At 59.6% G+C, this 26733-nt stretch carries 25 protein-coding genes and 1 other RNA gene; 15 read left to right on the plus strand and 11 right to left on the minus strand.

Annotated features, from left to right (window positions below):
• Positions 1 to 216 precede the first annotated feature (216 nt).
• A complete protein-coding gene (locus Q1A52_RS16570; RefSeq protein ID WP_300017826.1) occupies positions 217 to 1206 on the plus strand; it encodes an NAD(P)H-quinone oxidoreductase in 990 nt (329 codons plus the stop codon).
• Positions 1207 to 1267: 61 nt separating this feature from the next.
• Complete coding sequence (locus Q1A52_RS16575) at positions 1268 to 2242, plus strand: quinone oxidoreductase (RefSeq protein ID WP_300017829.1); 975 nt, start codon at positions 1268 to 1270, stop codon at positions 2240 to 2242.
• Positions 2243 to 2275: 33 nt separating this feature from the next.
• Here the strand turns inward: Q1A52_RS16575 and Q1A52_RS16580 are convergent, their stop codons facing one another.
• The gene (locus tag Q1A52_RS16580) at positions 2276 to 2905 is read right to left on the minus strand and encodes a ribonuclease T2 (protein WP_300017832.1); all 630 of its coding nucleotides are present in this window, start codon (positions 2903 to 2905) and stop codon (positions 2276 to 2278) included.
• A gap of 137 nt (positions 2906 to 3042) precedes the next feature.
• Here Q1A52_RS16580 and Q1A52_RS16585 point away from each other — a divergent pair, with 137 nt between their 5' ends.
• Positions 3043 to 3813 carry a DUF1013 domain-containing protein gene (locus Q1A52_RS16585; RefSeq protein ID WP_300017835.1) on the plus strand — a complete coding sequence of 257 codons (771 nt, stop codon included), beginning with the start codon at positions 3043 to 3045 and terminating at the stop codon, positions 3811 to 3813.
• Positions 3814 to 4346: 533 nt separating this feature from the next.
• On the plus strand, positions 4347 to 4946 hold the full coding sequence (locus tag Q1A52_RS16590; RefSeq protein ID WP_300017838.1) for a hypothetical protein: 600 nt from the start codon (positions 4347 to 4349) through the stop codon (positions 4944 to 4946).
• Here Q1A52_RS16590 and recR read toward each other — a convergent pair whose 3' ends face one another.
• The 5 genes from recR to Q1A52_RS16615 all read right to left on the minus strand — a co-directional run bounded on the left by recR (position 4947) and on the right by Q1A52_RS16615 (position 8841).
• Positions 4947 to 5540 (minus strand): recombination mediator RecR, encoded by a 594-nt coding sequence (gene recR, locus Q1A52_RS16595; protein ID WP_300017841.1) that lies wholly within the window; start codon positions 5538 to 5540, stop codon positions 4947 to 4949.
• Between the two features lie 81 nt (positions 5541 to 5621).
• Positions 5622 to 5966, minus strand: a complete 345-nt coding sequence (locus tag Q1A52_RS16600; protein WP_299860855.1) for a YbaB/EbfC family nucleoid-associated protein — start codon at positions 5964 to 5966, stop codon at positions 5622 to 5624.
• Between the two features lie 50 nt (positions 5967 to 6016).
• A complete protein-coding gene (locus Q1A52_RS16605; protein WP_300017844.1) occupies positions 6017 to 6415 on the minus strand; it encodes a RidA family protein in 399 nt (132 codons plus the stop codon).
• The gene (locus Q1A52_RS16610; RefSeq protein WP_300017847.1) at positions 6408 to 8171 is read right to left on the minus strand and encodes a DNA polymerase III subunit gamma/tau; all 1764 of its coding nucleotides are present in this window, start codon (positions 8169 to 8171) and stop codon (positions 6408 to 6410) included. Before Q1A52_RS16610 ends, Q1A52_RS16605 begins: the two co-directional genes overlap by 8 nt.
• Positions 8172 to 8250: 79 nt before the next feature.
• A complete protein-coding gene (locus Q1A52_RS16615; protein ID WP_300017850.1) occupies positions 8251 to 8841 on the minus strand; it encodes a TetR/AcrR family transcriptional regulator in 591 nt (196 codons plus the stop codon).
• A gap of 86 nt (positions 8842 to 8927) precedes the next feature.
• Here Q1A52_RS16615 and Q1A52_RS16620 point away from each other — a divergent pair, with 86 nt between their 5' ends.
• Positions 8928 to 9806, plus strand: a complete 879-nt coding sequence (locus Q1A52_RS16620; RefSeq protein ID WP_300017853.1) for an alpha/beta fold hydrolase — start codon at positions 8928 to 8930, stop codon at positions 9804 to 9806.
• Positions 9807 to 9867: 61 nt separating this feature from the next.
• On the opposite strand, the gene ffs is transcribed toward Q1A52_RS16620, so the two are convergent.
• Together ffs and Q1A52_RS16630 are read right to left on the minus strand one after the other, a co-directional pair.
• Positions 9868 to 9966, minus strand: an RNA gene (gene ffs / locus Q1A52_RS16625) — signal recognition particle sRNA small type.
• A 44-nt stretch (positions 9967 to 10010) separates the two neighbouring features.
• Complete coding sequence (locus Q1A52_RS16630) at positions 10011 to 11870, minus strand: 5'-nucleotidase C-terminal domain-containing protein (RefSeq protein ID WP_300017856.1); 1860 nt, start codon at positions 11868 to 11870, stop codon at positions 10011 to 10013.
• Between the two features lie 164 nt (positions 11871 to 12034).
• On the opposite strand from Q1A52_RS16630, the gene nudC reads away from it, so the two are divergent.
• The 3 genes from nudC to Q1A52_RS16645 are packed head-to-tail and all read left to right on the plus strand — an operon-like array spanning position 12035 to position 14444.
• Entirely contained in the window at positions 12035 to 13003 is a 969-nt protein-coding gene (nudC, locus tag Q1A52_RS16635) for an NAD(+) diphosphatase (RefSeq protein WP_300017859.1), read from the plus strand.
• 35 nt (positions 13004 to 13038) lie between these two features.
• Positions 13039 to 13506, plus strand: coding sequence for an SRPBCC family protein (locus Q1A52_RS16640; protein ID WP_300017862.1), 468 nt, complete (start codon positions 13039 to 13041; stop codon positions 13504 to 13506).
• 11 nt (positions 13507 to 13517) lie between these two features.
• Positions 13518 to 14444: a hypothetical protein gene (locus Q1A52_RS16645; protein ID WP_300017865.1), complete on the plus strand. Its 927-nt coding sequence runs from the start codon at positions 13518 to 13520 to the stop codon at positions 14442 to 14444.
• A gap of 14 nt (positions 14445 to 14458) precedes the next feature.
• On the opposite strand, the gene Q1A52_RS16650 is transcribed toward Q1A52_RS16645, so the two are convergent.
• Entirely contained in the window at positions 14459 to 15304 is an 846-nt protein-coding gene (locus Q1A52_RS16650) for a prephenate dehydratase (protein WP_300017868.1), read from the minus strand.
• Between the two features lie 119 nt (positions 15305 to 15423).
• Between Q1A52_RS16650 and Q1A52_RS16655 the strand changes: the two genes are divergently transcribed.
• The 5 genes from Q1A52_RS16655 to Q1A52_RS16675 all read left to right on the plus strand — a co-directional run bounded on the left by Q1A52_RS16655 (position 15424) and on the right by Q1A52_RS16675 (position 21844).
• Positions 15424 to 15927 carry a cytochrome c family protein gene (locus tag Q1A52_RS16655; RefSeq protein WP_299954349.1) on the plus strand — a complete coding sequence of 168 codons (504 nt, stop codon included), beginning with the start codon at positions 15424 to 15426 and terminating at the stop codon, positions 15925 to 15927.
• A gap of 200 nt (positions 15928 to 16127) precedes the next feature.
• Complete coding sequence (locus tag Q1A52_RS16660; RefSeq protein ID WP_300017872.1) at positions 16128 to 18059, plus strand: extracellular solute-binding protein; 1932 nt, start codon at positions 16128 to 16130, stop codon at positions 18057 to 18059.
• 7 nt (positions 18060 to 18066) lie between these two features.
• Entirely contained in the window at positions 18067 to 19161 is a 1095-nt protein-coding gene (locus tag Q1A52_RS16665; RefSeq protein ID WP_195821535.1) for a microcin C ABC transporter permease YejB, read from the plus strand.
• Positions 19161 to 20267 carry an ABC transporter permease gene (locus Q1A52_RS16670; protein WP_299954344.1) on the plus strand — a complete coding sequence of 369 codons (1107 nt, stop codon included), beginning with the start codon at positions 19161 to 19163 and terminating at the stop codon, positions 20265 to 20267. Before Q1A52_RS16665 ends, Q1A52_RS16670 begins: the two co-directional genes overlap by 1 nt.
• Positions 20264 to 21844 carry an ABC transporter ATP-binding protein gene (locus tag Q1A52_RS16675; RefSeq protein WP_300017875.1) on the plus strand — a complete coding sequence of 527 codons (1581 nt, stop codon included), beginning with the start codon at positions 20264 to 20266 and terminating at the stop codon, positions 21842 to 21844. The genes Q1A52_RS16670 and Q1A52_RS16675 overlap by 4 nt, the downstream gene beginning before the upstream one ends.
• A gap of 58 nt (positions 21845 to 21902) precedes the next feature.
• On the opposite strand, the gene hemN is transcribed toward Q1A52_RS16675, so the two are convergent.
• The gene (gene hemN / locus Q1A52_RS16680; protein WP_300017878.1) at positions 21903 to 23258 is read right to left on the minus strand and encodes an oxygen-independent coproporphyrinogen III oxidase; all 1356 of its coding nucleotides are present in this window, start codon (positions 23256 to 23258) and stop codon (positions 21903 to 21905) included.
• Positions 23259 to 23322: 64 nt separating this feature from the next.
• On the opposite strand from hemN, the gene fnrL reads away from it, so the two are divergent.
• A complete protein-coding gene (fnrL, locus tag Q1A52_RS16685; protein WP_195821539.1) occupies positions 23323 to 24066 on the plus strand; it encodes a transcriptional regulator FnrL in 744 nt (247 codons plus the stop codon).
• Between the two features lie 18 nt (positions 24067 to 24084).
• On the opposite strand, the gene Q1A52_RS16690 is transcribed toward fnrL, so the two are convergent.
• Positions 24085 to 24921: a universal stress protein gene (locus tag Q1A52_RS16690; protein WP_300017881.1), complete on the minus strand. Its 837-nt coding sequence runs from the start codon at positions 24919 to 24921 to the stop codon at positions 24085 to 24087.
• Between the two features lie 194 nt (positions 24922 to 25115).
• Between Q1A52_RS16690 and ccoN the strand changes: the two genes are divergently transcribed.
• On the plus strand, positions 25116 to 26729 hold the full coding sequence (gene ccoN, locus Q1A52_RS16695) for a cytochrome-c oxidase, cbb3-type subunit I (protein ID WP_300017884.1): 1614 nt from the start codon (positions 25116 to 25118) through the stop codon (positions 26727 to 26729).
• The last annotated feature ends 4 nt before the right edge of the window (positions 26730 to 26733 follow it).

The raw sequence follows: 26733 nt of genomic DNA on the forward strand, positions 1-26733 counted from the left end.
CGCAGGATTTGGCTGCGGATGCGTAACATGACAGATGTGTCGACCCGATGAATGCCCTGTATCCCCGGCAGACCGGGCATCGGGCAGCTTCAAAGGAGCGAACGGACACACAGACAGACATTTTGCAGGCACTAAACGAATGAGCACAAGAGCTGCCTTCGGTTTGCCATTCAGGTCTGTCCTGCTACGCATGGAGCAACAGAAAGGATCCCGCGAATGTCCCAGATGATGCGTGCCGTTGAAATCACGAAACCCGGTGGACCGGACGTGTTGGCACTTACGGAGCGCCCGGTGCCCGAGCCCGCCCACGGTCAGGTAGTGATCAAGGTGGCCTGGGCTGGCGTGAATCGCCCCGACGCCCTGCAACGTGCGGGTCTTTACGCCCCCCCCCCGACGGCCAGTGATCTGCCGGGGCTTGAAGCCTCGGGAGAAATCGTCGCACTGGGCAGCGGTGTGTCCGGTCTGGCGGTTGGGGATCCCGTCTGCGCCCTGTTGCCCGGTGGCGGCTATGCAGAATACGTCGCAACGCCTGCAGCCCACTGCTTGCCGGTGCCAAGTGACATGACGCTGAAAGAAGCGGCCTGCCTGCCGGAGACTTTTTTCACGGTCTGGTCCAATGTCTTCATGCGCGGCGCCCTCAAATCCGGCGAGCGGTTTCTGGTGCACGGCGGTTCCTCCGGCATCGGCACAACGGCCATCCAACTGGCCAGCGCTTTTGGCGCGCGGGTCTTTGCAACGGCAGGCTCTGCCGACAAATGTGCCGCTTGCACAGAACTTGGGGCCGAGGTCGCAATCAACTACCGCGACGCGGATTTCGTTGAGGTTCTGCGCACGGCAGGGGGGGCTGACCTAATCCTGGACATGGTCGGCGGTGACTATATCCCGCGCAACCTCAAGGCCCTCGCGGATGACGGGCGGCTGGTGCAGATCGCTTTTCTGAACGGCCCGAAGGTGGAGGTGAACTTCGCACAGCTGATGATGCGGCGGCTGACGATGACGGGCAGCACCCTGCGCCCGCAGAGCTACACAGCCAAGGCCCGCATTGCGCAGGACCTGCGAGAGACGGTCTGGCCGCTGCTGGCGATGAAACGCGTTGCACCGGTGATGGATCAGGCCTTCCCGCTGGCAGAGGCCGCCAAGGCGCATGCACGGATGGAAAGCTCCGAACATATCGGCAAGATCGTATTGGATGTTTCCGGCAGGTAGGGTGAGCTTTCAGGCCACCTTCGCAACAGCAGTATTCACGCAACGTGAAAGGAAAGCCAAAATGGCGCAAACAGTCATCATCGAAAGCCCCGGCGGGCCCGAGGCCATGATATTGGTGGACCGCGAGGTCGGCGACCCAGGGCCCGGTGAGGTACGGATCAACCATAAAGCCTGCGGGCTGAATTTCATCGATGTGTATCAGCGCAGCGGTCTCTACCCGCTCGACCTGCCGCACGCGTTGGGCATGGAGGCGGCAGGGGTCATCGACGCTGTTGGCGCGGGTGTCACGCATCTCAAACCGGGCGACCGCGCCGCCTACGCCGCAACGCCTGCGGGCGCCTATGCAACAGCCCGGGTGATGCCCGCCGCGCAGGTCTGCCCGCTGCCGGACGATATCTCCTTCGACAAGGGCGCGGCCATGATGCTCAAGGGCATGACCGTCGAGTATCTCTTTCACCGGACGACGCCGATTGCACGGGGCGATACGGTACTCTTTCACGCCGCTGCGGGTGGTGTCGGCCTGATCGCCTGCCAGTGGGCGCGGTCGGAGGGCATCACGCTGATCGGGACGGCCGGAACCGATGAGAAATGCGCGCTTGCGCTGGACCATGGTGCTGCGCATTGCATCAACTACCGGACCGAGGATTGGCCTGCCAGAGTGCACGAGCTGACCGGTGGACACGGCGTGGATGTGGTCATGGATGCCGTCGGCGCAGACACCTTCGAGGGCTCGCTGGACAGTCTGAAACCTCTGGGCATGATGATTTCCTTTGGCAACGCCTCGGGCGCTGTGCCGCCTTTCAATCTCGCTGTTCTGGGACAGAAAGGGTCGTTGAAAATCACCCGGCCCACGCTTTTCGCGCATATCGGCGATCATGCGTCCTGTCAGGAAATGGCGCGGCATCTCTTTGAAAAGGTGCAGTCCGGGGCCGTGGACATCCGCATCGATCAACGTTTTCCCTTGAGCGAGGTGCGCGCCGCGCATGAAGCCCTGGAAGCCAGAAAAACCACTGGCTGCACGATTCTGGAGCCATGATGCCCGAAACCCGCGCCACGGCCTGCCCCAATATCACCGGATGGGCGTGAAAAGCGCGCTTGGAGAAGAACAGTCCAGCAGGACATCCGCGCCACATGTCCGCGGGCCTAGGTCCCGCGTCAGGCAGATACGCGCCTCCTGAATATGCCCGGCTTTGCAGGTGATGGTAATCCCCTTGGCCTCCAGGTCCGGGTTCGACTGCAAAAAGGCCTCTTCGACCACGGAGGCGGGCAGGCGCACCGGCTTGTCGAGCTTCCGGAACACTTCGGGTCTGGTCACACGCGCATAGGCTTCGCGGGACAGCGCGTAGTAATCTGACGCAGTTAACCCACTGCAGGTGCCGTGTTTTTTCCACTGGTGCCAGGCCAGCCCGGAGGTGCCCATCACATCTGCCATCTCGCGTGTCATGCGGCGCGACGGCGCGCGCTCGCCCGTTCGGCAATATTCCGGATAGCCCCGTTCGTATTGCGGCCACAGCCCGTGCAGAATCCAGCCATGATCATGGCGCGGCGCGCATTGATCCGACCCGCGCGCGTCGCCTTCGAGCGCGCACCAGGTCGGCGACCAGCTGAGCGACAGCACGTAATAGTCGAAAAAACCTGCGCGATGGTCCTGTGCTGCAAGGGGCAGGGCCGTCAGAAGCCAGATCAGAGCCGCACGCATTGGGTCTTTCCTTATTCGGTTTGCCCGCTTATATAAGCCACAAGTTCCCCCACAATGGAAACCGTTCCGACCCCCGGGACAGCCCTTTCAGGCGACGGGAAAGATGTGGGCTCACGCAGGTAGACAGGAGAATGAAAATGGCAAAACCGATCATGGCCAAGGCCACCGCCGTCTGGCTGGTGGACAACACGACCATCAGTTTCAAGCAGATCGCGGATTTCGTCGGCATGCACGAGCTGGAAGTGCAGGGCATCGCGGACGGAGACGTGGCGCAGGGCGTGAAGGGGTTCGACCCGATTGCCAACAACCAGCTCACGCAGGATGAGATCGAAGCCGCCCAGGGCAACCCGCTGCACAAGCTGCAACTGAAATTCAACGCCGCCGCGCAGGGCGAGGAAAAACGCCGTGGTCCGCGTTATACACCGCTCAGCAAACGGCAGGACCGGCCCGCGTCGATCCTGTGGCTGGTGAAATTCCATCCCGAACTCAGCGATGGACAGATAAGCAAGCTGGTGGGCACAACCAAACCCACCATTCAGGCGATCCGCGAACGCACCCATTGGAACATCGCCAATATTCAGCCGATCGACCCGGTTGCCCTGGGCCTGTGCAAACAGTCCGAACTGGATGCGGCCGTGCAGAAGGCCGCTGCCAAAAAGGCAGCCGATGCACCGGTGATGAGCGATGACGAGCGTCGCAAGCTGGTCAGCACCGAACAGAGCCTTGGCATGGATGCCGAACCAAAAATTCCGACGGCCATCGAAGGGCTGGAAACCTTCACCCTTGCAGGTGACAGCGAAGAGCAACCGGATGTGGAAGAGAAAGAAGACTTCGCAGATGCGGATAGCTTCTTCAACCTGCCGGAAGGTACGTCGGACGACGACGCAGAAGACGACCCGCGTACCTGATCAGATACGCAGCGCAAACATGCCCCGGTGTCGTGAGATGCCGGGGCTTTCCTTTTGTCCCATCATGCATAGCCGCAGACATACGAATAACGCCATTTCAATTAACCTGTGGCGATATTTAACGGACGCCGGTAAAGGTCTGCCTGCGGTAGTGACCGGTCTGGACATCCGTAATGGACGCAGCCTGCTGACGAACGCCTTGGGCTGCTTTGATGTGTAGATTGATGACCGATGATGACAGCGTCTGCCGCGCTCTACGCAAGCAACGTGGAACCGGTGCAGTCTGTTGCTGACAGCTCTGAAACTCTGACACTAACTTGAGGGTGCCGGGTGTGTTTACACCCGTCTTGTTTAGCGTCGTTGTCCATCGGTGAGAGTGCCGATCCCTTGCCAACCGCTCTAAACGAGAGGAATCGCCCTTTTGTTCGGAACAGACCACGTCCACGATTTGCCATTTTTCTTACATCTTTTTTCCTTCATCACAGTTCACTCTTAAGCGGTGAGCAAGTCGAGCCGGCAATGAAGGTGGTCAAATGGGCAATTTCTGGAACCCTTTTCGCAAGAATGAAGCGACCCCGGAGGGCGTATTTGTAGTAGCGCAACTGAACGCACAGGTGCAGCCAGTTGATCGCTACGAGTATTACGAAGCGCCAATGGCGGAAATCCTGCAGGAAGCCGGATTGGGTGAGGTGACCGGCGGGGGCACCATGCTTCTGGCAGATCACGCGGGCATCCAGTATTGCGATCTGGAAATCCTCACACAGGATACATCGCCACAGACATTGGCATTTCTACGCAATGCGTTGGAAAGCCTTGGCGCGCCAAAGGGATCGTTGCTGAAGGTCGATGGGCTTGAAGACATGCCGATTGGAAAAGCCGAAGGCATGGGGATTTATCTCAACGGTACGGACTTGCCGGATGACGTCTATGCGACCTCTGACGTGAATGAAGTGATCGAAACCTGCGAGGCGCTTATGGAGGGCATCGGCGCTTTTCGGGGTCATTGGGATGGCAATACCGAAACCGGTCTGTTCTTCTATGGCGAGAGCTATGGCCTGATGAAAGCAGCCGTTACCGAATTTGTTGAGAACTATCCACTCTGCGCCCGCTGTCGCTTTGAGCAAGTCGCCTGATCAGATCGCTTTGCGCGCGCGCATCGCCGCGGTGATTGTCCCGTCGTCAAGATAATCAAGCTCGCCCCCAATCGGTACACCCTGCGCCAGTGAGGTGAGCGTTACCTGCCCGTCAAGCTGATCAGCGATGTAATGGGCGGTGGTCTGCCCATCAATCGTGGCATTCAGGGCAAGAATGACTTCGGTGATATGTTCGCTGGTCACCCGGTCGATCAGACGGGGGATGCGCAATTCACTTGGGCCAATCGCGTCTAGTGCCGAAAGCGTCCCACCGAGCACGTGATACCGCCCCTTGAAAACACCCGAGCGTTCCATGGCCCAAAGATCGGCCACGTCTTCGACAACGCAGAGCTCTCCATTGGCGCGTTTTTCGGAGGTGCAGATATCGCAGACATCGAGGGTGCCGACATTGCCGCAATTCAGGCATTCGCGCGCGGTGGCGGCGACGGTCTGCATCACATCTGCCAGTGGTGTCAGCAGCAGGCTGCGCTTGCGAATGAGGTGCAGCACCGCGCGCCGCGCAGACCGCGGGCCAAGACCGGGCAGCTTGGCCATCAGTTCGATCAAGGCGTCGATGTCTTTGGTGCTGCTCATGTCTTGTGCTCGGTCAGGACCGGAGGTGCCTGCAAGATGCCCTTTGGGCACATTCTGCCGCTCAGTGCCTGCAAACCGGTGTTAGAACGGCAGCTTCATGTCTGCTGGCAGGCCCAGGCCTTCGGTCAGCTTCGACATCTCTTCCTGCGCCCGTTCACTCGCCTTTGTCTGCGCGTCCTTGATCGCCGCCAGGATCAGATCCTCGACAACTTCCTTGTCATCGCCGTTGAAGATCGACGGGTCAATATCGAGCGTTTTCAACTCCCCCTTGGCCGTGCAGGTGGCCTTGACAAGGCCTGCCCCGGAGGAGCCTTCCACCAGGATGCCGTGCATGTCTTCCTGCAACTGGGCCATCTTGCCCTGCATTTCCTGCGCTTTTTTCATCATCCCGGCCATATCGCCGAGGCCGCCAAGTCCTTTGAACATGCTCTGTTCCCTTTGTTTTAAGTCCGCTTAAGGCAGTGCTGCCTTGTTACTTAGTCACTTTTGAGCCGGGCGACCACCTTAAGCTCGACAATCACGCCGGGCGTCGCAAAGCCCGCAACCTCTATTGCCGTCCAGGCCGGATAGGGGCGGCTGATCCGCGCCCCGCGCAGTTTCCTGAAAAGCGTCAGGTGATCCGCGAGACCAACGTGATAGGACGTCATCTCGATAACATCGGCAAAGCTGAGGCCGGCCTCGGCCAGAACCATCGAGACCGCGTCAAAGGCCGTGGTGATCTGCGTTTCGGAATCCGGAGAGGGCGGTCCGTCGAGCGGACAGCCATTGAACCCGGTCAGGAAGACGTGACCGTTGGAGACAATGCCCGGCGACATCTGCCAGTCCTGCTCGAGCGCGGTCATGCTGGGCGGGATCAGCGCCCGGGGCTTAGTCATCCTCGAAGGGGTCCCATTCGTCTTCGACTTCCGGCAGGGCTTCCTTGGCTATTTTGGCTGCTACTTCCTCAGCTGTATCTCCCGGGCGGATAACCGCTTTTGGGAAATGGGCGAGAACAGCTTGCACAAGTGGATGTTTTTTGATCTGAGCCTCGCGTGCGCGCGCATCAGCATTTTGTATTTCATCAATAGTCTCGCCGCCGCCTTCATTGACTACCGTCACCGCCCAACGGTTACCTGTCCAGTTTTGCAACTGGCGTCCCAACCGTTGCGCCAAGTCTCTCGGTGCGTCGTCAGCAGGTTCGAATTCTATTCTACCAGGCGCGTAACTTACTAACCGCACATACTTAATAACGTGCACCCGCAGGACTTCGTCTTTTCTGGCCCGGATCAACTCGACCACATGATCGAAACTCGGGAACCGCGCCAGGGCCGCATCGACGTCCAACGCCTGTGCCGTTGCCGGCCCTGCACCACCATGGGTGGATGTCCGGGCCGAGGCGACAGCCGAGGCCCCCCCGCCCGCGGCACGCGCGCCTGTGCTCTGCACAGGTTTTGATCCGCCAGAAGCTCCGCTCGGCGCCGGGGGTGGCGTGGTCCCTTGCAGCTTGCGCACCAATTCCTCGGGGCTGGGCAGATCGGCCACATGTGTCAGCCGGATGATCGCCATTTCCGCCGCCATCATCGCATTGGGCGCGCTGGCAACCTCATCCAGCGCCTTCAGCAACATTTGCCACAGCCGTGTCAGAACCCTCATCGGCAAGGCCTCCGCCATTGCCACCCCGCGGCTGCGTTCATCCGGCGATACCGTCGGGTCTTCAGCGGCCTCGGGCGTGATTTTCACCACCGACACCCAATGGGTAATCTCCGCCAGATCCCGCAGCACGGCCATCGGGTCCGCGCCTTCGGCATATTGCGCCGAGAGTTCCGTCAAGGCCCCTGCCGCATCGCCCTTCAGGATCATGTCAAAGAGATCAAGCACCCGTCCCCGATCCGCCAGCCCCAGCATGGCGCGCACCTGCAGGGCCGTTGTCTCGCCCGCGCCGTGGCTGATGGCCTGATCCAGCAGCGATGTCGCATCTCGGGCAGACCCTTCCGCCGCGCGCGCGATCAGGGCCAGCGCATCATCCGCAATCTCCGCGCCCTCGGCACCGGCGATCTTGCGCATCAGCGCGATCATCACCTCGGGTTCGATCCGCCGCAGATCGAACCGCTGGCAGCGCGACAGGACCGTGACCGGCACCTTGCGGATTTCCGTGGTGGCAAAGATGAACTTCACATGTGCGGGTGGCTCTTCGAGCGTCTTCAGCAGCGCGTTGAAGGCACCGGTCGACAGCATGTGCACTTCGTCGATGATGTAGACCTTGTAGCGGGCAGAGGCTGCACGGTAATGCACCGAATCGATGATCTCGCGGATATTCGCCACCCCGGTGTTGGAGGCGGCATCCATTTCCATCACATCGACATGGCGGCCTTCCATGATCGCCGTGCAATGTTCGCAGGTGCCGCAGGGCTCCGTCGTGGGTCCGCCACTGCCATCCGGGCCAATGCAATTCATGCCTTTGGCAATGATCCGGGCGGTGGTGGTTTTCCCCGTTCCGCGAATGCCGGTCATGATGAAGGCTTGCGCAATCCGGTCCGCCTCAAAGGCATTCTTCAACGTCCGCACCATGGCGTCCTGACCCACCAGATCGGCAAAGGTCTCCGGGCGGTACTTGCGCGCCAGCACCTGGTAGTTGGATGTGTCGTCTTGCATGCTCTGCCTTCCGGAACCGGGGTGCAGGCAAACTAGAGGCTCCGCCCGGTGGCGTCCAGCAGCGCTGGCCTGATTTGCTCTAATTCTTGCCGGTGGTGGATGCCATCTGCGGCGCATAGGCGAACAACTCTGGCAGGCCGCGCAGCACCTCTGAACTTTTGCGGGCACGGGCGAGCTGCCAGCCGCCCTGGATCAGCAGGAACACATGTTCCGCGCGCCGTCGGGCGTCTGCCTCCTGCAAGCCGAATCGGTTGGCGTGGTCCTGCACCTCTTCGATCCAGCCTTCATAGCAACGCTCGGCATGGCGCAGGAATTCGGCATTGCCCGGACCCTCAAAGAGGGTCGAGCCCACGGGGCAGCCATCTTGTTGGCCCGTGAGATCAAAGAGTTTGGCCAGCTTGAAACACAGCGTGGTCGCACCGTCCTCAAAGGTCTTTGCCCCGGCAAAACTCGCCGCGATTACGCGCAACATCTCGTCCGATGCCCACGTCGCCGCCGCCAGTGCGAGATCCGCCTTGCCGTTTGGAAAATGATGGTAGAGCGACCCTTTGGGCGCCGTCGCTTCGGCGAGCAAATCGTTGAGGCCAACGCCATGATATCCGCGGGAACGGAAGAGCTGCGCCGCCGCGCGGATCAGCCTGTCTTTGGTCGGAAGGGCACTTTTATCCATACAGGCAGCTTGACAGAGCTAGACCAAATGGTCCAGTCATAGGAGTAGACCGATTGGTCTATTGGTTGGATGCTCAGGAGGTCAGCATGCTGAAAATCGTGGAAGCCGCCAATGTGCGTCGCCGACTCATCAAAACGGCGGACGGTGCCGAATTGGGAGGCACGCTCTTCCTGCCGCCGTTCGCGGCGCGCGCCGCTCTTGTGCTCAACGGCGCAACCGGTGTGCCACAGACCTACTACCGTGCCTTTGCGCAGTGGGCAGCGCTTGAGCATGGCATCGCGGTCCTGACTTACGATTACCGGGGCATGGGGCGGTCAACTGCCGGGCCGATGCGACACTGTCGGGCCACCATGTCGGACTGGGGTTTGCGCGACAACGCCGCCGCCCGTGCGCATCTACGCCGTGCGGTGCCGGATGTGCCGCTTTGGGTCATGGGGCATTCGCTGGGCACAATGCTGCTGCCCATGCAAGAAGATATCAGCGGCATCGATCGTGTGATTGGTGTGGCGTCGGGCTTTGTGCATCATGGCGATCATCCGTGGCCTTACCGGGCCTTTGCACTCTATTTCTGGTACGGCCTTCCGTCGGTTGCGACGCGCTTGTGTGGCTATTTGCCGGGCCGCAAACTGGGTCTGGGTGCCGATATGCCCGGTGCCGCTTACAAGGAGTGGCGCCGCTGGTGCACAACGGCGGGCGTGCATGATAGCGCCTTGCGCGACGGCCTTCCGATGCCCGATTGGTCACGATCCGGCTCACCGGTGCGTCTGATTTCTTTCAGTGATGACGAAGTGTGCCCGATAGTTTGCACCGAACGGCTGGCAAAAACCTATGGTGAATACGCGCAGATCGAAACGCTTGACCCAAAGGCTTTTGGCCTGAAACGGGTGGGTCACATCTCGGCCTTTGCGAGAAAGAACGAGGCTTTGTGGAATACGCTGCTTGTTGGTCCGTCGGTGGAGATTTGACACGTGTCCCTACCCACAGCGCAATAGGATGACGTGCTACCGCCGAGACGCATGCAGGGGTCGGTGAGAGGCTGGACAACGACCCAAGCGGGGCTCGTTACGGCTGCTTCCTTCCGGATCTGACCGGGTTGGCGAGGCGCTCGCCCGCGCCAACCTCTCAGCCCTGCATATAGGCAAGCGCGGAACAGGACGCAAGGGTCTGATCTAGAGATGCAAACGCAGGCGTACAAAGCCATCCTGCGTGTATCCACAGGGTTCCGGGCGCAGTTGCGCGATGTCAGACAGGTGGTTCAGCGCATCCGGTGCAGTGTTCAATATCGCGCTCAAACCCGACGAGCGTGCAAACCGCCAAGGCGTGGCGGATCGCACGGCTTGACAGTCCGGCGCCTCAAGATAGTTGATCAAGGCCCGATCAAGGGGTGCATCTTCCCGCACCATAATGTCATCGTCATCAAAAGGGCGGAACGTTCCTCCGCCGCCAGCGCGGTGATCGGTGACAGCGACGAGGAATTCCTGATCCGGACGAACGGGTTGTCCCTGCCACGTGATGTCCGAGACCCGCCCTGTTGCGCCTTCAACCGGGCGCCCCGCCACGTCAAACCGTGCGGGCTGCGTCAGGTCGATCTTATACTCCAATCCATAAAGCGCGTCGAAACGAAACCCTGGCACCTGCGGGTCGATCAGCATCTGATCCGGCGTGTCTGGCTGCAGGATGTTGAACAACAAGGAGGAGCGTTCCAGCCATCCGGCAATTCGGGCGCCGCTGGCTTTGACCGCCCAGACTTGATTCGCATAGGGGATGAGGCCGGCCACATGTCGCCGCTCAAGCTGGCCCGCGGGCAAGGCGATAAAGTTACCGGGCCCTTCAAACCCGCCGGTCGCCGGTGTTGCCGCAGCGGCCAGCAAGGGCAGGGCCGCCAAGTCGGTGTTTTCAACGGCCCTTGAGATTGCGTGTTTTTTAGCTTCGGCCATGAGCGCGGTGATCGGGCTTGGAGAAGCAAGGGCAAAGTAGCTGTGCATCGGGGCGCCGAGGTGCGCAACAGGGCGTGCCAGATTCGTGCGCGTAGCCTGATGTGCCTCCTGTGCGAAGTCAGCGATTATGGTGTCCTCACCGACATCTGGTGTCAGCCCTCTGAGCACAACTGTGGAGTTGTTCACCAGCCAGCTGGTCCCGGTTTTGTCCGGTTTCAGAGACAGATCAATCACTCCCAGACAGCACGCACCGCTGCCGGGCATGACAACTGGCTTTCCTGCAATCCGACCCGCCTCACAGTCGATACCTTCAACGTCTTCGTGGTCCGGACCGGGAAACCGCAAGTGAGTATGGCCCGCGATCACCGCATCAACACCTGCCAGCGCAGCCACTTCTGCGACCTGATTCTGAGCATCGTCACCTTCATCGAATTGCGCGATGCCCATATGTGCAAGCGCAACAACCAGATCAGCGCCCTCGGATTTCGCCTGTTGAACGGTTCCCGCTAGGGCGGAAAGCGGCGGTGTCACCCGGGCGGAGTCATCAAGATGGTGTCGGTTCCACGTCGCCGTTTGTTGCGGCAAGGCAGAGACGACGCCAATGCGCAAGGTCGTTAGATCACCGGATGCCAAAGCCGTCTGACGGTCAAGCAATGCGTAAGGCAGTAGTGATGGCAGCCGGTCAGAAGTAAGGTTGGAACAAACGACAGGGGCGTCAAACTCCTTGATGCAGCGCGCAAGATGATTTGTTCCGTGGTCGAAGTCATGATTGCCAATACCTACAGCATCGTATCCCAGGGCATTCATGGCAGTGACCATCGGGTGTGGCGTTACGTGATGCTGGGCGAGGTGCACGCCCAGCGGCGTGCCTTGCAGCGTGTCACCATTATCCATCAGCAGGCAGATCGCGCCCGTTTCGGCGGCCTCTTCCCGTGCCTTTTGGATCAGCGTTGCCAGCCGTGACAGACTCTCCGCCCCCGTATGGCAGTCTCTTAAGTAGTCATAGGCAATCAACTGCATATGCAAATCGCTGGTTGCGAGCAGGCGCATCCTGACCTCTATGGTGGCGGAACAGGTAGCTTGGTCTGGCAATGAGTCAGCAGCAATCATGATCGGGAGTTTGTCAACTTGAGCACGAATTAATATCCATCAGATCGCGCAATGGTTGGCAAGGCTTGTCGTGTTTCAAACAAAGGTTTGGTCTTGCAAGACCACAGACTGCGTGCCAGTCGTTCAAGAAACGACAGGGACAGGGTATGAAACACGCGGAAACGGTGACCTTTGGCGGGTCCTCGCTGGACCGGGCGGGCGAGGTGCGTGAGGATGCAGCTGCCTTGCAATCTGCCCGCAATCACCCGGACAGTCGGGCAATCCTGTTCTGGCGGGGCAAGCCGCTAATCACGACGCAGAGACCGTCCGAACTCGTGCGCCTCCCGCTGGATCATCCGGTTCTGGCATCGGCCTCGCATGAGCACATTCTGCTGGGTCGTGAAGATGGCGCTTTCCGCTTTGCCTATCACCTTTCCGACTGGGTGCCGGAGGATCTGGATGCATCCGCACTCGGCGGGTTTCTCGACCCGACAGAGCAGCAGCACCCCGCCTTGCCTGACACAATGGCATTTTTGGAACTAAGGCGTATCATGACATGGCTCACCCCCCGTGATGCGGAACTTGCGACGACCGGGAAGGCCGTCTTTGGCTGGCACGAGACGCATAAGTTCTGTTCCAGGTGCGGCGTGAAATCGGAGGTCAGTCTAGCGGGGTGGCAGCGCAAATGCCCAGAATGCGCCGGGACCCATTTCCCGCGCACCGACCCCGTTGTGATCATGCTGATTACGCGGGGAAACAGCGTGTTGATGGGGCGGTCACCGGGATGGCCTGACGGGATGTACTCCCTGCTCGCTGGGTTTGTCGAGCCGGGGGAGACGCTGGAAGCCGCCGTTCGGCGCGAGGTTTTTGAGGAAACAGGGGTGTCCGTCGGGCCTGTCAGCTATCTGGCCAGCCAGCCCTGGCCCTTTCCGGCATCTTTAATGTTCGGCTGCGCTGGCGAGGCAACCAGCGAGGAGATCACGATCGATCCCGTCGAAATCGAAGACGCGCTATGGGTCAGCCGAGAAGAAATGATGCAGGTTTTTTCAGGGGGTCATCCACGCATCCTGCCTGCTCGCAAAGGTGCGATTGCGCATTTTTTACTGGAAAACTGGCTTGCGGACAGGTTGGATTGACCAGATATCAACGGACAGGCTGATACAGGCGCCTTATGAAATTTTCGACGCAAGAGGTCATGGAAGCCCCGATCGACGCCGTGTTCGCGATGCTGACGCGTTTTGAGCACTTTGAGCGTGCGGCTATGCGGCGGGGTGCGGATGTTCAGCGCATCGACGACCTGACGACTGTGGGCGTCGGGATGAAATGGCTTGCCCGCTTTCAAGTGCGGGGCCGCACCAGAGAGCTCAAGCTGGAGGTCGAGGTCTATGAGCCGCCGCATCACATGGTTCTGGAACTCACATCTCCGGGGTTGCACGGAGACACGCGGTTTGAGCTCATCGCGCTTTCAACAAGCCGGACCCGTATCATGGTCAGCCTCGAAATGCGCCCGCTTACCCTTTCGGCACGGCTGCTGCTACAGCCTCTCAGGCTGACAAAGTCTTCACTTACCAGGAAGTACAAAGAGCGCATTGCAAGCTATATTGGCCAGATGGAAGAGCAGTATCGCAACAGCGCCTAAACGGCTTAACCATGGATTTGCCCAAAGCCGGTCGCGACTTTACCATCTTTCGCTGCTTTCTGGCTATCATGATGACACTAATCCGCCTCCATTATCGCCGTGTTCTCGTTGGTACACTGTTCTTCGGGCTCGCGGGGTTTTTGCAGTTCAACGCGGTGGATGATGGCGCGACACTGGCCATAGACTTGCTGATCACCTTTCTCTTTATGTTGATCATCGGACTGCTGGGTTTCATCGGCGTGTCACTTTTTCCCAGTTTCCGTGTGGTCATGGAAATTGGCGCGCTTGTCTTTTTCGCCATGGCAGTGCTGCAGCGCTCGTCCTTTTCCCGGGTGACGGATGGGTTGCCGGACTGGATTTTATCGTGTTCCGTATTCTTTTTCTTCGCACTCTTGCACCACATCATTTACGGGCAGTGGTGGCAGAAATCCGGCCTTGGTTTCGCCGTGCGTCTCAATTCGAAGTTCAAAACACGCCAAAGACCGGAAGAGGTCTGGGCGCGGCTGGTGCCAAACCCGAACGATTTAGGGGCATATTACACAAAAACACTGCGCGCCTTTGATCCCAAACCGGGCGAGCCCGGGCATTTTGTGCAGAAAATCGGCCTGGGCGGCAGCGCTGTGCTTGAATTGCAGATTGAGGTGAAGGAGTGCAGCCCGTTCCGGCGATTCCACTACGATTTCCACGCCGACACCAGTGATCGCAACCGGACATTCAATCGTGGGACCTGTGACATTCAGTTGACCGATCTGGGCGCTGATGGAACCTTGGTCGAAATCTCCGAAATCAACGAGAAACTCGCCGTCGGCGAAGCGTTGTTGATGTGGTTCGACAATCTGGGCGCGCAGGTTAGCGCGTCGGCTCGGGCGGTACTGGATGGATCACGCGACTGGACACTGATCGGCAAGATGCGGCGGGATGTACAGGCGTTGAGCTAGTTTCCGCGCTGCATCTAGTTGCGTCCAGGGTCAGCCGGATACACACCCAGAATCTCGATCATATTGGTGAAGTAATCCAACTCTTCCAGCGCGCGCCGCACGCCGGGATCCTCGGGGTGTCCTTCGATATCGGCATAAAATTGCGTGGCGGTGAAGGACCCGCCGACCATATAGCTTTCCAGCTTGGTCATGTTGATGCCGTTGGTCGCAAAGCCGCCCATGGCTTTATAGAGCGCGGCGGGTATGTTGCGCACCTCAAAGACGAAGCTGGTGATCATGCCATGAGCGCCGCGGCGTTTATGGTCGGCCTCGGGCGACATCAACAAGAACCGGGTTGTGTTATTGCCCTCATCTTCGATGTGGCGCGCCAGGAGGTCGAGGCCATAGATCTCTGCCGCCAGTTCACTGGCAAGCGCAGCCATGGATGGATCTCCGGTAGCTGCTACTTCCTTGGCTGAGCCTGCCGTGTCTGCGCCGGTTACCCGCGAAATGCCGTGTTGCGCGAGGAATTCCTTGCACTGTCCCAACAAAACGGTGTGGCTCATCGCTGATTTGATATCACTTACAGGTGTTCCCGGTACGGCCAGCAAGTTGATGTGTACACGCACAAAGGCTTCTTCGATGATGTGCAGCCCGGACTTGGGCAGCAGGGAATGAATGTCGGCGACGCGCCCGTAGGTCGAGTTTTCAACCGGCAGCATCGCCAGTTCCGCGTCCCCTGAACGCACGGCATCCACCGCATCTTCGAACGTCGCGCAGGGCACCGGCGTCATGTCGGGGCGCGCCATGCGGCAGGCCTCGTGGCTATAGGCCCCCAGCTCTCCCTGAAAGGCGATACGGGCGGACGATGCTGTGCTCATTAAGCGATCCTTGGTTCTTTTCTTCTATGCGAGGTCGATTGGTCGCGGTAAGTACACCTTGCCACCGGTAAGGTGAAGCAATAGATACCGCCCAAACCCATAGAAACGGATCGCTGAGTATGTTCGACACAATGACCTTCACCAAAGCAGCCGGTGGCATCTGCGGCGCGCTGCTCGTGTTTCTGCTAGGTAAATGGGCTGCGGAAGAATTGTACCATGTGGAAAGCCATGGCGAGGCATCCTACGTGATCGAGGTCGAAGGTGGTGAAGAGGTGGCAGAGGTCGAGGAGGTCGATTTCGCAACGGTTCTTGCGGCGGCCGATCCCGAAGACGGCGCCAAGGTGTTCCGCAAATGCTCGGCCTGTCACAAACTGGCCGATGGCGAGAATGGCACAGGCCCGCATCTTTACGGCGTTGTCGGTCGTGAAAAAGGCGCAGTGGGTGGTTTCAACTACTCCGACACGCTGGCGTCCATGGACGGCGCCTGGACGGCGGAAAACCTCAACGGATTCCTGGAAAAGCCGTCGTCTTACGCGCCCGGCACGTCGATGAGCTTTGCCGGTCTGCGCAAAGTGGAAGAGCGTGCCGATCTGATCGCCTATCTCGACAGCCTCGCTAACTGATTTAGAAATCTGGTCTTAACGACAAATTAACCAAAAAAGCCGCTTGTTAAGAAACAGGCGGCTTTTTTTGTTGCGTCAAGGTGGCAGTGCACTCCGGATCACATTTTCGCAACTTGTAACTTGGCGTGGTGTCCCGTTAGCTTACATGGTTAACGACGCAGATGCCGACACAGACGGCGCAAGACCGGAGGATATGCCAGATGACACCCCCCCAGGCTCAGGCGAAGACACGTACGGCGGCGGCGCGCGCCCTAGATTTCAGTACCGGCCTACTGATCCTGACGCTGGCGCTTTTCTGGACCAGCAGCCTGCGCGCCGAGGAAGAAACGATTGTCAGCCATGGCTACTCCTTTTACGGCGAGCTGACCTATCCAAAGGACTTCAATCACTTCAACTATGTGAATCCTGACGCGCCCAAGGGCGGCGAAATCTCCCTGTCTTTTGTGGGGACACTCGATTCGATGAACCCCTACAACGGCAAGGGCCGGGCGCATCTCTTTTCGGTTTTCCACTATGAGAGCCTGCTGGGGTCAGCGCCAAGTCAGGTGTCGCTGCCCGCGGACGTTTACAGCGAATATTACTGCCTTTTGTGCGAGAGCGTGGAATATCCCAAGGGCCGCGAATGGGTTATTTTCCGCATGCGCCCCGAGGCGCGGTTTTCGGATGGGACACCCGTCACTGCGCATGATGTCGTCTTTAGCCACAATCTGATCCTGGATCAGGGTCTCAGATCCTTTCGTGAGGCAGTGAAAAAACGCATCCCGAAAGTCGAGGCGATCGACGATCATACCGTCAAGTTCTACTTCGCCGATGGTATTTCGCGCCGGAGCCTGATTGAGCAGGTCGGCAATACCACCGTGTGGCAAAAGAAATGGTTTGATGAGACCGGCAATAGGTTGGATGAAACCTGGATCGAGACACCGCCCGGCTCCGGTCCTTACGTGATCGAAAGCGTCGACCTGACACGGCGGATCGTTCTCAAGCGCAACCCGGACTACTGGGGAAAGGATTTGCCGATCAACGTTGGCCGCAACAATTTTGATCGCATACGGCTGGAAATTTTCGGCGACGACACGGCGGCGTTCGAAGGCTTCAAGGCGGGTGAATATACGTTCCGCTCGGAAGGCGACAGCCGCAAATGGGCCACCGGATACGATTTTCCAAAGGTCGATCAGGGCCATGTCGTTAAAAAGTCGTTGCCTGATGGGTCGCCTCCGGTGCCAACAGGGATTGTCTTTAACCTTGGGAAAGACGTCTTGAAAGACAGGCGTGTACGGGAGGCGATTGCGCTGGCATTCAACTTCGAATGGACCAACGAGAGCCTGCAATACGGCCTTTTTTCGCAGCGTTCGTCGTTTTCACAAGGAACGCCCATCGAGGCAAAGGGGAAACCGGAAGGGCTGGAACTTGAGCTGTTGCAGTCACTGGGCGATCTTGTCCCACCGGAGATGCTGACCGAGGACGTGCGCCAGCCCCATACGTCGAATGCGTCCCGGGTCTTCGATAGGCGCAATGCACGTCGGGCCATGCAGTTGCTGGATGAGGCGGGCTATACCATCGGTGACAACGGCACACGTGCTGACGCATCGGGTAAACCCCTGAAGCTGAATTTTCTGCTCAGCGGGTCGTCTTCGGCTACGGGCAAAGCGGTGATGGAGAATTTCGTCGCCAATGTTCGAAAGCTTGGTATCGACATCACGCTCGAAATCGTGGACCCCGCGCAATATACGTCTCGTGAACGAGACCGCGATTATGATCTGGTTTTTGATCAATACGCTGCGTTTTTGGGGACGGGAACGGGTCTGCCCCAATTCTATGGATCTGAAGCCGCCGAGTTTTCTCTTTTCAACCCTGCCGGCTTGGCCAGCCCTCTGGTCGATGCCATCATTGACAGATCCTTGCAGGTGGTGACCCGCGAAGAGGAAAAGGCTGCGGTCATGGCGCTTGATCGTGCGTTGAGACATGAATTCTTCATGATCCCCCTGTGGTATAATCCCGATCACTGGGTGGCATATTACGATCAGTATGAGCATCCCGAAGACATTCCGCCTTACGCATTGGGGCAGCTCGATTTCTGGTGGTATAATCAGGACAAGGCGGATGCCTTGCGCGATGCCGGGGCGCTGAGGTAACCGCTGTATGGGCGCCTATATTGTCCGACGATTGCTGCTGATCATTCCGACTCTGCTCGGGATCATGCTGATCAATTTCGCCCTGGTGCAGTTTGTACCCGGCGGCCCCGTGGAACAGGCAATTGCCCGTGCACAGGGTGGAGGCGATGTCTTTGGCGGCTTTGCCGGGACAAACAACGACGCCGGGGCGGATGAGCTTGCCACCACCGCGAATGAGAGTGAATACATCGGTGCGCGGGGATTGCCGCCAGAGTTCATTGCAGAACTGGAAAAAGAGTTCGGATTCGACAAACCTCCGGTGGAGCGGTTTCTGAACATGCTTTGGAACTACGCCCGGTTCGATTTCGGAGAAAGCTATTTCCGATCCATTTCGGTCATCGATCTGATCAAGGAAAAGCTGCCGGTCTCGATCACGTTGGGCCTCTGGTCCACGCTGATTGCCTACTTGGTGTCGATCCCGCTGGGCATTCGCAAGGCGGTCAAGGACGGGACCAGCTTTGACACATGGACCTCCGGTGCCATCATCGCGGCCTATGCGATCCCGGGGTTTCTCTTCGCCATCCTGCTGCTCGTGCTCTTCGCCGGCGGCTCTTACTGGCAGATCTTCCCGCTGCGCGGTCTGACGTCGGATAACTTCGACCAGCTCACCCCGCTGGGCAAGGTGGCGGATTACTTCTGGCACATCACACTGCCGGTGCTGGCCTCGACCATCTCGGCCTTTGCCACGCTGACGCTGCTGACCAAAAACAGCTTTCTCGACGAGATCAAAAAGCAATACGTGATTACCGCTCGCGCCAAGGGCTTGGCCGAACGTCGCGTGCTCTACGGCCATGTGTTCCGCAACGCGATGCTGATCGTGATCGCTGGCTTCCCGGCGGTTTTCATCGGGGTGTTCTTTGGCGGATCGCTGATCATCGAGACGATTTTCAGCCTCGATGGCCTTGGCCGCCTCGGCTTCGAGGCGGCGGTGGCGCGCGATTACCCGGTGGTCTTCGGCACGCTTTTCATCTTTGGGCTGATCGGCCTGATCGTGGGTATCCTGTCGGACCTGATGTACGTGTTGGTCGACCCGCGGATCGATTTTGAGCGGAGGGAAGGCTGATGGCTCTGTCCCCCCTCAACCAACGCCGCTGGCGCAACTTCAAACGGAACAAGCGGGCCTATTGGTCGCTTTGGATTTTCGCGCTGCTTTTTGGCATCTCGCTGATGGCCGAATTCGTGGCCTATGACAAACCCATCCTCGTGCAGTATCGTGGCAGCTACTATACGCCGATCTGGAATTTCTACCCGGAGACTGAGTTCGGTGGCGATTTCCAGACCGAGGCGGTCTACCGCGATCCCGAGGTGAAATGCCTGATTGAAACCGGCGGTCTTGATCTGTGTTTCGATGATCCCGAAGGATACTTTGAGGACGCGCAGGACGGCGTCGTCGATGGCGAGACCATCGAAAAGGGCTGGGCCATCTGGCCGCTGATCCCCTATTCCTTCAACACCGCCGTCGACAGACCGGGTGCAGCGCCGCTGCCGCCCAATGGGGAAAACCTGCTGGGCACCGATGGCACCAAACGCGATGTGCTGGCGCGGGTCATCCACGGGTTCCGCCTGTCGATTCTGTTCACGCTGATCGTCACCGGCGCCGCGAGCCTGATCGGTATATTCGCAGGCGCGGTCCAGGGGTTTTTCGGCGGCAAGACCGACCTCATCTTTCAGCGCATCATCGAGATCTGGTCCTCGACCCCGTCGCTTTATGTGATCATCATCATGTTCGCCATTCTGGGGCGCAGTTTCTGGCTACTGGTCATCCTGCTCGTGCTCTTCAGCTGGACATCTCTGGTGGGCGTCGTGCGCGCTGAATTCCTGCGCGCCCGCAATCTGGAATACGTCCGGGCCGCGCGCGCCTTGGGGGTATCGAACGTCACGATCATGTTCCGCCATATGCTGCCCAACGCGATGGTGGCGATGCTGACAATGCTGCCCTTCATCATCACCGGGACGATCTCGACGTTGGCGATTCTCGATTTTCTGGGCTTTGGCCTGCCCTCTTCGGCGCCCTCGCTGGGTGAACTCACCCTGCAGGCGAAACAGAACCTGCAAGCGCCCTGGCTGGCCTTCACGGCCTTCTTTACCTTCGCCATCATGCTCTCGCTTCTGGTCTTCATCTTCGAAGGCATCCGCGACGCCTTTGATCCCAGAAAGACATTTTCATGAGCGCACTTCTGGAGGTGAAAGACCTGCGGGTCGGGTTCCGGCAGGACGGGCAGCTCACCGAAGCCGTGAAGGGTGTGAGCTTCTCGGTGGAACGTGGGGAGACCGTTGCGCTGGTGGGTGAATCCGGATCAGGCAAATCCGTCTCGGCGCTGTCAACCGTGTCCTTGCTGGGCGACAGCGCAGAGGTCTCCGGATCTGTCACCTATGAAGGTCAGCAGATGATCGGTGCGGGTGAGGCGCAGCTGCGCAAGGTGCGCGGCAATGACATCAGCTTCATCTTTCAGGAGCCGATGACATCGCTCAACCCGCTGCACACCATTGAAAAGCAACTGGCGGAGAGCCTCGCCCTGCATCAGGGCCTGGCTGGTGCGGCCGCCCGTGGCCGCATTCTCGAACTGCTGGATCAGGTCGGGATTCAGGACGCCGAAAGCCGGATCGGCAGCTATCCGCATCAGCTCTCGGGCGGGCAGCGGCAGCGCGTGATGATCGCCATGGCGCTGGCCAATGAGCCGGACGTGCTGATCGCGGACGAACCGACCACAGCGCTGGACGTCACCATCCAGGCGCAGATTCTCGACCTGCTGAAAGAGCTCAAGGACCGCCTGGGCATGGGGCTTTTGTTCATCACCCATGACCTCGGCATCGTGCGGCGGATCGCGGACCGGGTCTGCGTCATGCAGCACGGCGAAATCGTGGAAACAGGGCCCACGCGCGAAATCTTTGACGCGCCGCAGCATCCCTACACCATCAAGCTTCTGAGTGCTGAGCCGTCGGGCACCCCTGCGCCCGTGCCGGAGACCGCCGAGGTTGTCGCAAAAACCGACAATCTAAAAATCTGGTTCCCGATCCACGCGGGTCTGCTGCGCCGCACGGTGGGCCATGTAAAGGCCGTGAATGACGCGAGCCTGTCGGTGCGGGCGGGCGAAACCATCGGCATCGTGGGCGAAAGCGGATCCGGCAAGACCACGCTGGCGCTGGCGGTGATGCGGCTCATCGCCTCCGAAGGGCAGATCGTCTTCATGGGGCAGGACGTGCGCAAGTGGTCGACACGGGAACTGCGCGGGCTGCGCAAGGACATGCAGATCGTGTTTCAGGATCCCTACGGCTCGCTCTCGCCCCGCATGACCTGTGCGCAGATCATCTCCGAAGGGCTGGGCATTCATAAGGTCGATGCGGACCGTGATCCGCGCGATCTGGTGCGGGAGGTGATGGTGGAGGTTGGCCTCGATCCCGCGACCATGGACCGCTACCCGCATGAGTTCTCCGGCGGGCAACGCCAGCGGATTGCCATTGCCCGCGCCATGGTGTTGCGGCCCCGGTTGCTGGTGCTGGATGAGCCGACCTCGGCACTGGATATGACCGTTCAGGTCCAGATCGTGGACCTGCTGCGCGATCTTCAGGCAAAATACGGGCTGGCCTATATCTTCATCTCGCATGACCTGAAAGTCGTGCGGGCCATGTCGCATCAGGTCATGGTGATGAAGCGCGGCGATGTCATCGAGACCGGCGATGTCGACGCAGTCTTCGACCGCCCGCAACACAGCTACACACAAACGCTTCTGCAAGCGACGACCTAAGCTGGGGAAGGGCCATCGCGAGGCAGCAGGTAGGGTGGGCCTTGGGCCACCTCTGCTCTCAGATGGCCGACGCGTGCCCGGCGCCCGACATGTCATAGGCATCGAAATGCCGGGCGATGATTCGGGTCAGGGGTTTCCCTTCGGGGCGAATACGCAGGCCGGTCTCACTGATCTGCACCATATCGTCAAAACGCTCCGCTGCCTCGCGCAGCAAGGCGGTGACGCGTGCGCCTGACCCCGGGAAGCGGGTGGTGATGTCGATCAGGCTTACTTCGAAATCGCACATCAGCGCCTCGATGATCCGCGCCCGCAGCAGATCGTCACCCGCGAACGCATGCCCGCGCGTGGTGGAGAAATGCCCCTGCTGGATCGCCTTTGCATAGGCGGAGGTTGCCGGTGCGTTCTGCGCGTATCCTTGTGGAAAACGCGAAATCGCGGAGGCCCCGAGCCCGATCAAAACGTCAGCGGGATCGTCCGTATAGCCCTGGAAGTTTCGCCGCAGCCGCCCGGCGCGCGCCGCAATGGCGAGCGTGTCATGTGGCGCTGCAAAGTGATCGATCCCGATCTGAGTATACCCGTCCCAGTCAAACAAGCGCCGTGCGGTATCAAAGAGTTTCAGCCGCTTTTCCGGCGCGGGCAGGGCGTCGCTGGGGATCATTGATTGCCGCCGTGCCATCCAAGGCACATGCGCATAGCCGTAGAGGGCGACACGGTCTGGATTCAACGTCAGCAGTTTCTGCACGGAATCGGCAATGCGTGCCTCATCCTGATGCGGTAACCCAAAGAGGATGTCCGCATTGAGAGAGGTGATGCTGGCCCCGCGCAGCATTTCCGCCGCGTCGCGGGTGATCTCGAATCCCTGAATGCGGCCGATCGTGTTTTGCACCTCCGGATCGAAATCCTGAACCCCGATGGAGGCACGGGTCATCCCCGCCCTGGCCAGCGCATCCACGCGCGCGGCGTCTATCTCATTGGGGTCGATCTCTACGGAAAACTCCGCAGTGCGCGCCAGGGGGGCAATCGCCGCCACTGCGTCAGAGAGCTCATTAATCATCGCTGGCGAAAGCAGCGTTGGCGTACCGCCGCCCCAATGCATTCGGCTCAACGTAACACCCTCCGGCAGCCAGTGGCCGAGCATTTCGATTTCCTGTATCAGCGTCTGCAGATAGCTTGCCACCGGCGACAGGGTCTGCGTGCCTTGCGTCCGGCAGGCACAGAACCAGCACAGCCTGCGGCAGAACGGAATGTGCAGATAAAGCGAAATCTGACTGCCCGGCGGGACCGCCTGCACCCACTCCCGCATATGCTCACTGCCGGTCGTGGGTTTGAACTGAGGCGCGGTGGGGTAGCTCGTATAACGCGGAACCATCGCGTCAAAAAGCCCCAGCTTGGCTAATTTGGATGTCATGTGCATACTGATCCAATAAAGTGCGCCCTGTCATCGTTCCTTGACACAGATCAAAAAATGGAGCCTCAAAATGCAGCAGGCGGTTGCCCCTGCCTTCAAGAATTGTACCGACTGCCCGATCCGGCATCGCGCGGTCTGTGCCAAATGCGACAGCGAAGAGCTGGAGCTGCTGGAGGACATCAAATACTACCGCAGCTTCAGCGCCGGGCAGCCGGTGATGTGGGCCGGCGACCATATGGATTTTGTAGCCTCCGTGGTCTCCGGCGTGGCGACCCTGACCCAGACGATGGAGGACGGGCGCACGCAGATGGTGGGCCTCTTGTTGCCGTCGGATTTCGTGGGGCGTCCGGGGCGCGGTGTGGCGGCCTACACGGTCACCGCGACAACCGATCTGACGATGTGTTGTTTTCGGCGCAAACCCTTCGAGAAGATGATCGATACCACACCCCATGTGGCGCATCGCCTGCTGGAAATGACTTTGGACGAGTTGGACGCGGCGCGGGAATGGATGCTGGTTTTGGGCCGCAAGACCGCGCGGGAAAAAATCGCCAGCCTGTTGTCGATCATCGCACGGCGGGATGCGCTGCTCGGGTCGGCACCGCCCGGCAAGGAGCTTGTCTTTGACCTTCCCCTGACCCGCGAAGCGATGGCTGATTACCTCGGGCTGACACTGGAGACGGTCAGCCGCCAGATATCGGCGCTGAAACGCGATGGGATCATCTCGCTCAGTGGCAAGCGGAAAATCAGCATACCGGACATGGACCGGCTGCTGACCGAAGCGGGAGATGACAGCGATGGCGGTTACCTGACCTGACCCGCCATCGCGTAGGTCCTAATGCGCCATGAATACGGGCACTTTCGCATGCTCCAGCATTTCCCGTGTGGCGCCGCCCAGGATCGCCTCGCGGAAGCGGGAATGCCCGTAGCCGCCCATGACCAGCATATCCGAATCCGTTTCCGTCACGTGGCGCTGCAGGCGCTCGCTCACACGGGCACCGCTGCGTGACATCACCTGGATGTCGCAGTTGACGCCGTGACGGGACAGCATAACGGCCAGCGCGCCGCCAGGGTCGGACCGGTCTGCCGCATGTTCCGGCGGGTCGATGATCGCGATATGAACTTCTGTCGCCGCAATCAGAAACGGCATGGCAGACCGTATGGCCCGCAGCGCCTCGGCACTCTCGTTCCAGCCGATTACAATGCGGGAGGGCACGGCAACCGGGTCCACATCGGGCATGACCAGCGTAGGGCAGGCTGCGTCAAACATCATCGCCTCTAGGATGAGGCTTTCCTCGCTGCTGCTGGTATCGCGGTAGGGCAGGGAAACGACGCAGAGGTCGGCAAAACGGGCGGTCTGCGACAAGGGCCGACCGGCATCCGCCAATGTTGCGACCGCTATCGCTGTGTTCCAGCGCAGCTTGCTCGTTTCCAGCCAGGCGTCGACTTCCTTGCGAACTTTTGCGCCTTTCTTATGCGCCTCTTCTAGGGCCGTTTGCACGATGAACGCATTTGCGCCAACTTCGTAGTAGTTGCTGCGTGATCGGTCCATACCGAGACACATGACATCAAGATGCGCATCCTGCGCTTCTGTCATGGCCGCAGCCTGTGCAAGTGCGGCCTCTTGCGCGTCAAAGGAGGTCATTGCGGTGAAAATGGTTTTGAACGACATCGCCAGGGTCCTTTCGAGAGGGTCTTCTCTTTCAACCTAGCCGCGTATTTCCCCTATCTCCTTGATCTTTGTCAGGGTAAATCCTTTGGGGAGTTGATGCAGATCAAGGCGCGCGGAGACACTTCGCGCGACACCCGCATCACCAAGAACGTTCCCACGCATGCGTGGGGCTAACCGGAAGGGAACCCGGAGCAATGAATACCGGAACACTAAACTACGTGAAGCTGGTGGTCCTGGCGCTCGCCACGCTGTTCACAATGATCGCGGCAAGCTACGCCCGCGATCTTGCCTATCAGGTCCACATGGTGATCTTCATGATCGTTGCGGCGGGGTTGTTTCTGACAACCCTGCGCGCCACCGATGAACCCGCCAAGCCAACACCGACAAATGAGTATTTCGACAGCGTCGTGCGTGCGGGCGTGATCGCCACCGCGTTCTGGGGTGTCGTCGGGTTTCTGGTGGGCGTGGTGATCGCCTTTCAGCTGGCATTTCCACAACTGAATTTCGCCTGGGCCGAAGGCTACGCGAACTTTGGCAGGTTACGCCCGCTGCACACCTCTGCGGTGATTTTTGCGTTTGGGGGCAACGCCCTGATCGCCACGTCCTTCTTCGTGGTGCAGCGGACCTCAGCCGCGCGGCTGTGGGGCGGCAACCTGGGGTGGTTCGTGTTCTGGGGCTATCAGCTCTTCATCGTTCTGGCCGCCACCGGCTACCTGCTGGGTGGCACGCAATCCAAGGAATACGCGGAGCCTGAGTGGTACGTCGACATCTGGCTGACCATCGTCTGGGTCGCTTATCTCGCCGTCTATCTCGGCACGATCATCAAGCGCAAAGAGCCGCATATCTATGTGGCCAACTGGTTCTTCCTGGCCTTCATCGTGACCGTGGCGATGCTGCATATCGTCAACAACATCTCGATCCCGGTCTCGATCTGGGGTTCGAAATCAGTGCAGGTCTTCTCGGGCGTGCAGGATGCGATGGTGCAGTGGTGGTATGGCCACAACGCGGTGGGCTTTTTCCTGACGGCGGGCTTTCTGGGCATGATGTACTACTTCGTGCCGAAGCAGGCGGAACGACCGGTTTTCAGCTATAAACTGTCGATCATCCACTTCTGGGCGCTGATCTTCCTCTATATCTGGGCCGGTCCGCACCACTTGCACTACACCGCGCTGCCGGATTGGGCATCGACGCTCGGCATGGTCTTCTCGATCATCCTGTGGATGCCCAGCTGGGGTGGGATGATCAACGGTCTGATGACGTTGCAAGGCGCCTGGGACAAGCTGCGCACCGACCCGGTGCTGCGGATGATGGTCACCAGCCTCGCCTTCTACGGCATGTCCACCTTCGAGGGGCCAATGATGTCGATCCGCTCGGTCAACTCGCTGTCGCATTACACCGACTGGACCATCGGGCACGTGCACTCCGGTGCGCTCGGCTGGAACGGTCTGATCACCTTCGGCGCGCTCTACTATCTGGTGCCTGTGCTGTGGAAACGCGAACGGCTCTACTCGCTGTCACTGGTCAGCTGGCACTTCTGGCTCGCCACCATCGGCATCGTGCTCTACGCGGCGTCCATGTGGGTGACCGGCATCATGGAGGGCCTGATGTGGCGCGAAGTCGACGCAAACGGCTTCCTCGTGAACAGCTTTGCCGACACCGTCAGCGCGAAGTTCCCGATGTACGTGGTGCGCGGTCTGGGCGGGGTTCTGTTCCTCTCCGGTGCCATCATCATGTGCTACAATCTGTGGATGACTGTCCGCGCGGCCCCTGCCAAGGCGTCGCTCGGTACAGCTGTCCCTGCTGAATAAGGAG

The sequence above is a fragment of the uncultured Roseobacter sp. genome (assembly GCF_947488185.1).
Lineage (GTDB): Bacteria > Pseudomonadota > Alphaproteobacteria > Rhodobacterales > Rhodobacteraceae > Roseobacter.